This is a genomic window from Streptomyces sp. NPDC048331 (assembly GCF_043201215.1).
Taxonomy (GTDB): domain Bacteria; phylum Actinomycetota; class Actinomycetes; order Streptomycetales; family Streptomycetaceae; genus Streptomyces.
Genome location: NZ_JBICYT010000059.1, coordinates 24206 through 33562, shown reverse-complemented (window position 1 = coordinate 33562; position 9357 = coordinate 24206). Strand labels below are relative to the sequence as shown.

Below are 9357 nucleotides of genomic sequence, written 5' to 3'. Positions count from 1 at the left end.
CGGCCCGAACCCGGCCCTTGATGCCGAAGCGGAGACACAACGCAGGTCCGGGTTCCTGCTGAAGACCTCTCGGAAAGTCTGAACTCGCAGAGTTCTCAGGCTGGTGCTCTGTACGCCTCCGCCGTAGCTGATTGCCTTCACGCGGCCACCGCCGACTCCAGCAGCGCCTGTGTCTGGCGGATGGCTGCGGTCATGCGCGCCATCCCCATGACCTGGTTGCGGTGTTCGATGACGCGGCGGGCGTGGGCGCGGGCATCCTCGACGGCCCGAGGGTTGGCCAGGGAGTCGTCGCAGGCCACCACGACGTTCGGGCCCAGCCCCCACACGATCGCGTTCACGGCCCCGCAGGCCGCCGCGATGGCGTCCACGTCGACCATCGACCACACGAAGTCCGCCGGGTCGAGACCGCGCCAGCGCAGGGACTGCGCGGCTGCGCGCAACATGCCGCCGCTCCCGCCGGCCGGGTCGTGGATGTGCTGGCCTGCTGCGGGCCCCTTGGAGTCCATGGAAGTTTCGGCGGAGAGCTCGGCGAGCATCACCTCCGCGAGCATGTCCGTCACGCTGGGCGGGGTGTGGAATTCACCCAGGCCCTGACGGGCGCCGTTGCTGCGGAGCAGCATGATCACGTGAGACAGGGCGTCGGTCCGTGACCGGTCGATCGGGTCGGCGTGTCCCGTCAGGTCGAGGATTCCGGCCTTCAGGGCGGCTTCGGTCACCACCTTGACGCAGTACGCGCGGTGGTCGTCGATCGCGTCCGGCTCGTTCAGCCACTCGTGCAGGATGCGGGCCCGGTCGATCAGGTCGGGGCGGGCCTGCCAGTGCCCGGCCCATATCTGCTGGTACATCTCGATCAGCTCGCGCGGCTTCTGGGCGAGGATCTGCGCCTTGAGGTCGGGGCCGTTGGTGTCGCGCTGCCTGACCAGGCAGAGGGCGGCGACCAGGCCGATGGGCGCGGCGATGTCCGGGCCGCCGTGCGCGCGGTTCCATGCGTCCGCGACGGCCTCGCCGAGTGCGGCAGCGGTGCGGTGGGCTTGCTCGTCGGATATCCGCTCACGGCCGGCGTGCTTCGCGCGCGGGGCCGGAGCCGAGGTTGTGGTGGCCGTACGGCTGGCTGCCGCGGCGGGCGGCGCCGTGCGACGAGGGGCAGGGGCGGGCTTCGAAGGCTCGTCGGACTCGGGGGCGAGTGCGGCGAACAGGTCCAGTTGCAGGTCCATCGTGACTCCTTGGGGGTGCTGGAACGGGGCGACCCGCCCCGCGGGGTGCGGGGCGGGTCGGGATCGAGAGGGTGGGTTCCCCTCCCGCTTATATCTCTATTCTACTACCTATGGGGGTGGGGTCAACTTCCCTCCGCCGCGTGGCGGGGGCAGGGCCTCAGCCGTTGTCGAGCCAGAGGAGGCCGTACGGGGTCCGAATCAACGTCGTCATCGCGGCCTTGTGCACGTCGACACCGAGGTCCTGCCAGTTCACCTCGTCGAAGCCGTCGCGGTAGGCCTCGATGTCCACGCCGTGTGGCTGATCGGCGGCCGTCATCACCTGGGCCAGGCTCTCGCCGAACCCGATCACCTGCTCGCGCATCTCCCGGTGGATGCCGTCCGGGTGGTCGCGCCACCGATCTCCGCGACGCTCCCACGCGGCGGCTATGCCCGGCCTCCAGGCGAGAGAGGGTGACACCCCGCCAGCCTCCAGCAGGGCCGCCCACGCGATTGCCCTCTCCCGGTGCAGCAGCTGCGGCAGGTAGGTCAGCTCGTACAACTCCGCCCCCGCCCAGAAGCTCGAATCCAGCCGGGGAGTGTCGCGGGCGGCTGCCAGTGCGGTCTGGGCCTCGGCCCACCGCTCCGTGCGCAGGCGCCGGGAAGGGATCAGGGTCCGGTACTCGTGCGCCGTAGCCGGGTTCCGGACTCGGGCGAGCCAGGCCCCGCCGGTCGTGAAGTGCGGCCGGTCGGTGGCGCTCACAGGTCTCCTCGCAGGTGCTCCGGCGTGACCGACCGCTCCCAGCGCGCGAACTCAAAGCGCCACAAGCGCAGTTCTCGTAGATGCAGTGCGGCCTGTGCGGCGTGCGCCGCACGTTCGGCCTCGCTCAACGGCACTTCGACGCGCGCGCTGCACCACCCGGCCGGCCAGGTGGGACGGGTGGACTGCGGGGCGGCCATCTCCAGGTGCCAGTCCAGATTGGCGATCAGGGTGTTCGTGGTCTGCGCGGAGATGGGGTCGGCGTCCATGTGGTTGATGAAGTCGGGGTGCGCGGGGGTGACGTGGAAGCTGGCCCGCGCCGAGTCGGAGGGCATCTCAACCCAGACCTTCTGCCCGTACACGGGGTGCTCGCTTGTCTGGACTACGTACCGGTTCATGGCCAGGCAGGTGCCACGGGTCTTCGACAGGTACAGGACGGAGACGCGGTCTCCGGTGGTGAACGGCTTCATCGTGCCGCCTTTCGTGGGTGTGGTCAGGAGCGGGGGAAGGCGCGCCCCGCGGCGCGGGCGCGTCGGGCTGTCGCCGTGCAGGGCCCGAGGAGTCGTTCGGCGAGGAAGAGGGCCTGCTCGCGGGCGCCGTCGGCGTGTGCCGAGCCGAGGAGCAGGGCCGCCTCGTGGAACGCCTCGGCGCTCACGGCGTGCGGTTGCGCGCATTGGCAGCTGCCCGTGGCTGCCTTTCCGAGCTGGTCGAGGCGGTCCGTGAACTCGCCTGCGGGGACGCATCCCGTGTGGCGGCCCTTCGGTCGGGCGCGGCGGAGGTGGCTGTAGAAGCGGAGGCCGTCCCATCCGCACAGCAGGCACTTCATCGGCCACAGCACGTCCGAGCCCGGGTATCCGCCTCGCGGCGCCCAGCCCAGTTCGCTGATCCGGGCCAGCGCCATCGCCGCGGAGGTGATGTTGCGGGGGCTGGGTGGAAGTTCGTGCAGGTACTGGCCCAGGTAGCTGGCATCGGTCATGGTTCGCACTCCTTCGTGATCGTCGGGCATTGAGGGGGCGGTCACCCCCTCAATGCATATCGAAATTCTACTATCCATTGGGGTGGGGTCAACCTGCTGCGCCCTCCAGGGGAGGGGGCTACCCGACTATCGGAAGGAAGCGGGGGCTACGCCGACACCACGGCCGGCTTCCTGCCTGCCCGGCGGGCTGGCGCAGCGGCGCGCGGGCGCCTCTCCTCATGTCCACCGGCCCGGAATGTGCCTGGCGAGCAGCAGGGTGGCGACCAGGGAGACCGCACTTTCGTCTCGGTCGAAGGCCAGCGACTGGGCAGTCAGGAACGGCGGGGCGGCCAGGTGAACGAAGTCGGCGCGCTCGGTCATCCCGCCTGCCGCCGCAGCCGCTGCCGCATCGGAGAAGTACCCGGCGTAGCGGGCCGCATCGTCGTCGGCCTCCCCGGTGAACCGCCCTCGCGCCTCCCACGCAGCCTGGAGCAGCAGCATCCGGCGAAGCTCCGGGACCGCCTTCTCCCACATCTCCAGCACGCCTGCATGCGCGGCCAGTTCGAGCGGCTCTCGGTGCTCGGTCGGCATGCGGAGAAGGTTCGCGGTCACGATCAAGGCCGTGCGGGTGGCGAGGAGGTCGAACACGTCGGGCTCCGGGTCTTCGTGCGGGTAGTGGTGGGGCGGCATGTTCATCGACGCCGTCCGGTCTGCGTGGACTGGTGCACCGCGCGGGAGGTCTCCATCAGGAGCTGCGCGTCACCGCGGCGACCCAGGGCGAGCAGGGCGCCGACTTCGAACATGGTGAGCCAGGCGCAGTCGGGGACGTTCGAGGCGAACTCCTCGTAGGTCTGGCCCTTCTTGTGCGCCGGTCGTCGCCGCCAGGCGCTCTGGGCCACCCTGTGCGCCAGGTTGGCCGCTGCGGCGGTCTGCTTCGAGTTGAGGTTCAGGGCCCCGATGAGTTCGGCGGTGCCGAGGAGGGGCAGGTACTTGAAGGACATGGATCTTTCCAAGGGGTGGGGCCGAGGAGCGCCCGCCGGGGCGCCCTGGTGGAGGTGGCAGGTCAGGAGGCGGCCCAGCCGAAGAACAGCCAGCCGGCCTGTCCGTCGTCGAGGATGATCGGTAGCGCCCCGGCCGGGCCCCGCTTGTCGGAGATGCGCTGATCGGCGTCCAGCAGCTGGTCGGCGCGTTCGTACGCCCTGTCTGCGACGGTTCGGACGTCCGGGAAGGTCACGTAGTCGTCCTTCTCGGCGATGGTGCCGGTGTAGCCGCCGTGGCCGTGTTCGTGCAGGGCGGCTTCCCGGGCGGCGTGGAACGCCTGCTCGACGTTCGCGCCGGCTTCGATGTGGGTGAAGTCGGTGGCTCCCATGCGCTTCTCCAGTTCGGTGTTGGGGTGGTGTCGGTACGGCGCGGCCCGCCCTGCTCGGGGCGAGCCAAGGGTGAAACGCTCAGCGGATGTGGACGCGGGTCCGGTTGGTCCGGAGGGGGCTCGCCGGGCGGCGGTGGCGGACCGGCGCGGTGAGCACGTCGCGCAGGAGCCGATCCACCGGGTCGATGACCGGGGCGGGGGCTGCGGCGACCTGCGCCACGGCGCCGTCCAGGCAGGTGGTCCGCACGTGAGGGAACTGCTGGTTCCAGCGGCTCATCGCCTCGCCGTCGGCGGGGTCCAAGCCTGCTTCGTGGGCGAAGCCCTCCCACTCGCACGTCATCGCGACGGCCGCCCAGGTCAGGGCGACTTCGGCCTGGACCTCGCTGATCGCGTAGTCGCGGGAGACGGCCAGCACGCTGATCGGGTCGGGGATCGGGGTGTGCATTGCGGGTCCTTCCGGTTGGAGTGGGTCGGGGGTTCCCCCCCTCCCTTATATCTAAATTCTACTACCTTAATGGGGGGTGTCAACATGCCAGTGCAGGTCAAGGAGGTGGCGCTAGCTCTTCGCGGCGAGGGGGCGGCGGGCGCTCCGCGCTCCCCGCTTCCGGATCGTTGCCGCGCCGGCCGCCCTGGACTCCGCCCGCTGAGCTGTGATGCGGCACTGCCCGCACAGCGGCTCCCCGGCCCGCCGGTGACCGCGCACGCCACTGGGCTCGCCGCAGACGCCCGCCCGCGAGACAAGGGACTTCGGCAGCGGCGGGGCGCTCGGCGCACGCGCCGCCTCCTGCCCGTTGATCCACAGCCGTGCTGCGCAAACGCCGTCGAACTGCGACCCCTTCGGGCGGACCCGGTCGTAGCACTCCTTGAGGACCGGGCAGTCGACGCAGGCGCGCACCAACGGCTCAACCGCCTTCGCCAGCGTCTCGGCGGGCTCCTCGGCCTCGCCCGCGGACAGGATGTAGCCCTCGGAGCCGGCGCAGGCGGCCTGCTCCAGCCAGGTGGTGGCGGCGGTCGAGTTGATCACGGCATGTCCTTCGTGGGGCGGGCGGAGGCGATCAGAACAGCGGTGGCTGGGGTCGCCGAGCGGGGAGGATGGCGTCCTTGGCGGCTTGGGCGCGCAATTCGAGCGCGGAAGCTGCGCGCGCCCACTGCTCGTAGAAGTGCGCCCGCCAGGCGTCCCGGTCGAGGAAAGGCGCCGGGCCGGGGAAGTAGGAGCTCCGGTGCGTGGCCTCGGCGGTGACGGCCTGGCGCAGCGCGCCGTACCGCACGGGAGTCAGCCGCTCATCAATCAGCTGGGACACCTGCCGCCAGCCGACGTCGCCGACGCGGGCACCGTTGGTGGCCTCCACCGCGTACCTGAATCCGCCCGGCCGCCAGGTCCAGACGCACATGGCTCCGGCGTCCGGCTCACCGGGCAGCCTGCGCAGGCGCATCCCCGTTGCTCCGCGCTCCCGAAGCAGCTGGCCGGCCCGCAGCGCCCGCGAGTCCGGAAACGGCAGGTCCGCGAACTCCAGCAGCTGGCGCGGGTTGAAGAAATCCCGCGAGGCCATCGCGATGTCGTTGTCATTCAGCTTCATCAGGTACGTCCAGTGCCTGGGGATGTCGATAGCCGGAAGTGGAGCCAGATAGACGATGGCCTATTTCTGGCTCGCGTGAACACGACCGGCTGGAGGTGCCAGTACCGGCGCCGATGGCGCATGCGGCGCTGAGGTGTGTTGAAGGCGTCACCCGGCACGGTCATGAGCGATCTCCAAGAGGTTGAGGGCTTCCCGGAAGGGGCCGTCACGTCGCGCCAGGATACAGAAAGATGATGACCTATTTCCCCTGCTGCGTCGTGATGGACGTCTGGCCGCGCTTGGCCCGGATCTCAGAGAGTGCCTCACGCGCTACATCCGAGAGGGACGAGAAGGGCTGCGCCCCCTCTGCGATCACCTGGGCATCCCGGGCACGCTGCCGGACCTGCGCCTCCTGCCGCGCCGAAGACTCCTCCGCCTGCCGGAGCTGCCGAGGACTCGTACCGCAGCCCCGGCACCCGCGCCCTGTCCCGTCCGGATGCACCGGGCACCCGGCGCCGGCCGCAGGCTGTGCCGGTGCGTCTTCTCGGCCAGCGGCAGCGGGTCCCCCCGCTGCGCCAGCTGCGGGGGTTAGGGGGTTCTTCTCTGAGTACTGACTCTGGTTACTACCTATAAACCCGGGCGAACCATCGCTCGGAGAACCGGACACTGGAGAACCGAACCCCGAAAACCCGGTTTCGGTGGCGCCCGGTGCCTCCCCCTCGCCCGCGTCCGAAGCCCCCGCCGTCTGCTCCCTCTTGCGGCGCCGGGCCAACCGCTTCTCCTCCAGCTTCCGGAACTCCTCGGCCGCCCAGTCCTGCGCCTGGTCGTACACCTCCGTGATCCGCCGCAGAGTGCCGTCCGCCATCCGCTCCGTCACGACCCGGTAGTAGCCCGCGTCCTTCAGCTCCCGAAGGGCCGTACGGACCGCCTCCACCCCCTCCTTGCCCGCCTTGGCGATCCGGTCGGCCGCGACCTTCCACGTGTCCGGCTTCGCCAGCAGGTAGGCGAGGATGCCGCGCGCACGGAACGACAGGCGCGCGTCCTCAAGGGTGGCCGTCGGCAGGACCGTGTAGCCGCTGCTGAGGTGGCGGCGAAGGATGGTCACGGAAGTTCTCCAGAAGGTGTTGTGCGGGTCGTACAGGAGCCGGGCGGCCCAACCGGTCAGATGCGGGCCGCCCGGCGGTCTCAGGCGGCCTTACGGGCCACGGAGACCTTGATCGAGCGGGACGTCTGAGAGGCTGCACGGCGGACCGGCACGACGAGGCCGGCGCGGCGCAGGATCTTCACCATGGCCTCGGCGTCAGGCACCATCGGCACGACCAGGTCGGCGTCCTCGAACAGTGCGACCATGGCGGGCACGTCGGTCTCGTCCCTGTCGTTGCCGCCGCTCCAGCCCAGATGGTTCGCGCCGTAGTTGCCCTCCGGGGAGGCGTCCAGCATCTTGCGCAGCTTCTTCTTCTCGGTGTCGGCGGCCCGGAACCGCTCGTGAGCTTTGACGTACGCGCCGAGAGCAGCGGCCCGGTCATCGTCGTCGTGGACCAGCGCAGTCTGTGCGGGGTCCCCCGGAGCGACCTCGGGCCAGCAGGCTGTGATGAAGGGGCAGTTGTCGCACACCTTCGAGAGCCCCGGGCCGTCGTGGTCCCGGCGCAGCTCCTTCGGACTCTCGGCCTCGAGGACGCGCTCCACCCACCAGCGGGCCTGCTCCGCAAGCCACAAGTCGAAGGGGAACTCCTGGACGTGCTCCTCGCCCGTGTCACGGCACACGAACCTGAACCGGATCCGCCGCACATCGAGCGGCCCCAGCCGGTGCAAGTACCGCTGGCCGGGGATGTCGGCGAACCCGACCTCCCGCAGCAGCAACGCGTACAGCAGCACCTGCCGCATCTCCGCAGCCGTCGGCCCGAACCGCAGGACGCGATCCCACACCCGGGCGGACTTCGTCTTGACGTCCTCCACCGTCAGCTCATCGGCCGGCACGAGCGGCCGATGCCGCTTCGGCACGCGGGCAGCGGCCTCCGCGTCCAGGTGCACGGCGTCGATGTGCCCGCGGATCAGGTCGTTGGCGACGGTCCGTTCCACCAGCCACCCGTACTCGCGCCGGGCGTCCTCCAACAGGCCCCGGTGGATGTACGTGCCGAGGATCGCCGCCCGCTTGTCGGCGTAGGGGTTGTTCCGCTCGGTACCGGCGAGGATGTATCCGGCGCGGCGCTGGCAGATCGTATCCGATGCGCCCAGCTGGGTCTGGACCGAGCGGGGCCGCCGAGCGTCAGCGTCGTGCGCGGCGCCCCAGATCGACCCGGGCGGGGCAGCCGTCGTCAGCGTGGTCATGAACTACTCCAAGAGGTGGGTGGGGTCCGCCCCGGGATGGGCGGACCCCACGAGGTGCTGAGGAAGTGGGGTGGCTCAGGCGGCTGCGTCGAACTCGGCCGAGGACTGGTCCTCTTCGCTGACCTGGGCGGCAGCAGCGCGCAGCCGGGCGGCGTCGCTGGTCGGGTCGTCCAGCTTCTTCGGCTTGCCGAGTTCAGCGGCCCTGCGCTCGATCGCGTTGCGGATGATCGCCAGTTCCTCGCGGTCGAGACCGGACTCCTTCTCGGCGTCCCACCACAGCTGCTTCAGCGCCTCGACGCCCGTCTCCGCGGCAGCCTTGACCTTCGGGTCCCACACTTGGGCCAGGTCGCCGGTCAGCTCCGGCGTTGCCTTGGGCTGGGTGTGGATCGAGCACCCCATGAGCCCGAATACCAGGTGCTCGATGGTGAAGTCCGGCACGCGCATGGCCTTCTTCGCGCTACGGGGCACGGTGAACTTCAAGGACCGGGCGCCGATGATCTGCGGGTCCATCTCCCGGCGCAGCCGCACCCACACCGTGGCGTCATAGGCCAACGACTTCTGCCCCTCGACCCGCCAGTCCGTGGCCTTCGCGCGGGGGATGGGCTCGCCCCGCTCGTCCAGGGCCGCGACCTCCTTGCCGCGAGCGAGCAGGATCACGATGCCGGGCATCGTGCGCACCAGGTACATGACCCGCGCCCACCTCTCGCCCGCGTCGTTCCAGAGGTTCATGGTGGGCTTGATCTCGGCGTCCGGGTCGGTCTCCAGCTTCTTCTGGCCGGTCAGGGACCGCTGCGCCCGGACCTGGGTCCAGTTCACGAGCATGCGCCACAGGTTCGACACCGAGTCGATGACGAGGACGACCGGCTTCTCCTTCGCCTGGGCGGCACGTACGGCCTCGGCGTGGACCGCTTCGATCTGGCCGAGGATGTCGCGATAGGACCCGTTGTGCTCGATCAGCTCGTAGTCCGCGCCGGGCACGTTGATGTACTCGTCGGCGGTCTCCTCGCCCAGCTCCAGCCAGTACGCCTGACCGGTCTTGTCCGAGCCGGTGAACGCGGCGGCGGTGTGGGACTTGCCCGCCTTCTCCTCGCCTTCGACGAGGATCACGGGCCAGGGGATGACGCCGGTGGGCTTCCGGGTGCGGAGCTTGGGCGGGGACGACAGGTTGGACATCACATCTCCAAGAGGTATTTAGATGG

General features: G+C 70.2%; 13 protein-coding genes. All 13 read right to left on the bottom strand.

The window, feature by feature from the left end:
* Positions 1–137 precede the first annotated feature (137 nt).
* Positions 138–1214: an N-6 DNA methylase gene (locus ACGFYY_RS39560; protein WP_393717102.1), complete on the bottom strand. Its 1077-nt coding sequence runs from the start codon at positions 1212–1214 to the stop codon at positions 138–140.
* A 157-nt stretch (positions 1215–1371) separates the two neighbouring features.
* The gene (locus ACGFYY_RS39555; RefSeq protein ID WP_393717100.1) at positions 1372–1953 is read right to left on the bottom strand and encodes a hypothetical protein; all 582 of its coding nucleotides are present in this window, start codon (positions 1951–1953) and stop codon (positions 1372–1374) included.
* On the bottom strand, positions 1950–2420 hold the full coding sequence (locus tag ACGFYY_RS39550) for a hypothetical protein (protein ID WP_393717098.1): 471 nt from the start codon (positions 2418–2420) through the stop codon (positions 1950–1952). Before ACGFYY_RS39550 ends, ACGFYY_RS39555 begins: the two co-directional genes overlap by 4 nt.
* A gap of 23 nt (positions 2421–2443) precedes the next feature.
* The gene (locus tag ACGFYY_RS39545; protein ID WP_364852208.1) at positions 2444–2926 is read right to left on the bottom strand and encodes a hypothetical protein; all 483 of its coding nucleotides are present in this window, start codon (positions 2924–2926) and stop codon (positions 2444–2446) included.
* Positions 2927–3142: 216 nt separating this feature from the next.
* Positions 3143–3601 (bottom strand): hypothetical protein, encoded by a 459-nt coding sequence (locus ACGFYY_RS39540; RefSeq protein ID WP_393717096.1) that lies wholly within the window; start codon positions 3599–3601, stop codon positions 3143–3145.
* Positions 3598–3906, bottom strand: coding sequence for a hypothetical protein (locus ACGFYY_RS39535; protein WP_364852212.1), 309 nt, complete (start codon positions 3904–3906; stop codon positions 3598–3600). Before ACGFYY_RS39535 ends, ACGFYY_RS39540 begins: the two co-directional genes overlap by 4 nt.
* 62 nt (positions 3907–3968) lie before the next feature.
* Positions 3969–4274: a hypothetical protein gene (locus ACGFYY_RS39530; protein ID WP_364852214.1), complete on the bottom strand. Its 306-nt coding sequence runs from the start codon at positions 4272–4274 to the stop codon at positions 3969–3971.
* A 79-nt stretch (positions 4275–4353) separates the two neighbouring features.
* Positions 4354–4719: a hypothetical protein gene (locus ACGFYY_RS39525; protein WP_393717093.1), complete on the bottom strand. Its 366-nt coding sequence runs from the start codon at positions 4717–4719 to the stop codon at positions 4354–4356.
* Between the two features lie 111 nt (positions 4720–4830).
* Positions 4831–5298 (bottom strand): hypothetical protein, encoded by a 468-nt coding sequence (locus tag ACGFYY_RS39520; protein WP_364852218.1) that lies wholly within the window; start codon positions 5296–5298, stop codon positions 4831–4833.
* Positions 5299–5329: 31 nt separating this feature from the next.
* A complete protein-coding gene (locus ACGFYY_RS39515; RefSeq protein WP_364852220.1) occupies positions 5330–5851 on the bottom strand; it encodes a hypothetical protein in 522 nt (173 codons plus the stop codon).
* A 238-nt stretch (positions 5852–6089) separates the two neighbouring features.
* The gene (locus ACGFYY_RS39510) at positions 6090–6935 is read right to left on the bottom strand and encodes a hypothetical protein (RefSeq protein ID WP_364852222.1); all 846 of its coding nucleotides are present in this window, start codon (positions 6933–6935) and stop codon (positions 6090–6092) included.
* Positions 6936–7015: 80 nt separating this feature from the next.
* The gene (locus ACGFYY_RS39505) at positions 7016–8158 is read right to left on the bottom strand and encodes a hypothetical protein (protein WP_364852223.1); all 1143 of its coding nucleotides are present in this window, start codon (positions 8156–8158) and stop codon (positions 7016–7018) included.
* 75 nt (positions 8159–8233) lie between these two features.
* A complete protein-coding gene (locus ACGFYY_RS39500; RefSeq protein WP_364852225.1) occupies positions 8234–9331 on the bottom strand; it encodes an AAA family ATPase in 1098 nt (365 codons plus the stop codon).
* Positions 9332–9357: the final 26 nt, after the last annotated feature.

Excerpts from the sequence above, each read along its gene's own strand:
- ACGFYY_RS39505 (WP_364852223.1), bottom strand. The coding sequence starts at position 8,158 with ATGACCACGCTGACGACGGCTGCCCCGCCCGGGTCGATCTGGGGCGCC.
- ACGFYY_RS39560 (WP_393717102.1), bottom strand. The coding sequence starts at position 1,214 with ATGGACCTGCAACTGGACCTGTTCGCCGCACTCGCCCCCGAGTCCGAC.
- ACGFYY_RS39525 (WP_393717093.1), bottom strand. The coding sequence starts at position 4,719 with ATGCACACCCCGATCCCCGACCCGATCAGCGTGCTGGCCGTCTCCCGC.
- ACGFYY_RS39515 (WP_364852220.1), bottom strand. The coding sequence starts at position 5,851 with ATGAAGCTGAATGACAACGACATCGCGATGGCCTCGCGGGATTTCTTC.
- ACGFYY_RS39540 (WP_393717096.1), bottom strand. The coding sequence starts at position 3,601 with ATGAACATGCCGCCCCACCACTACCCGCACGAAGACCCGGAGCCCGAC.
- ACGFYY_RS39500 (WP_364852225.1), bottom strand. The coding sequence starts at position 9,331 with ATGTCCAACCTGTCGTCCCCGCCCAAGCTCCGCACCCGGAAGCCCACC.
- ACGFYY_RS39545 (WP_364852208.1), bottom strand. The coding sequence starts at position 2,926 with ATGACCGATGCCAGCTACCTGGGCCAGTACCTGCACGAACTTCCACCC.
- ACGFYY_RS39530 (WP_364852214.1), bottom strand. The coding sequence starts at position 4,274 with ATGGGAGCCACCGACTTCACCCACATCGAAGCCGGCGCGAACGTCGAG.
- ACGFYY_RS39535 (WP_364852212.1), bottom strand. The coding sequence starts at position 3,906 with ATGTCCTTCAAGTACCTGCCCCTCCTCGGCACCGCCGAACTCATCGGG.
- ACGFYY_RS39550 (WP_393717098.1), bottom strand. The coding sequence starts at position 2,420 with ATGAAGCCGTTCACCACCGGAGACCGCGTCTCCGTCCTGTACCTGTCG.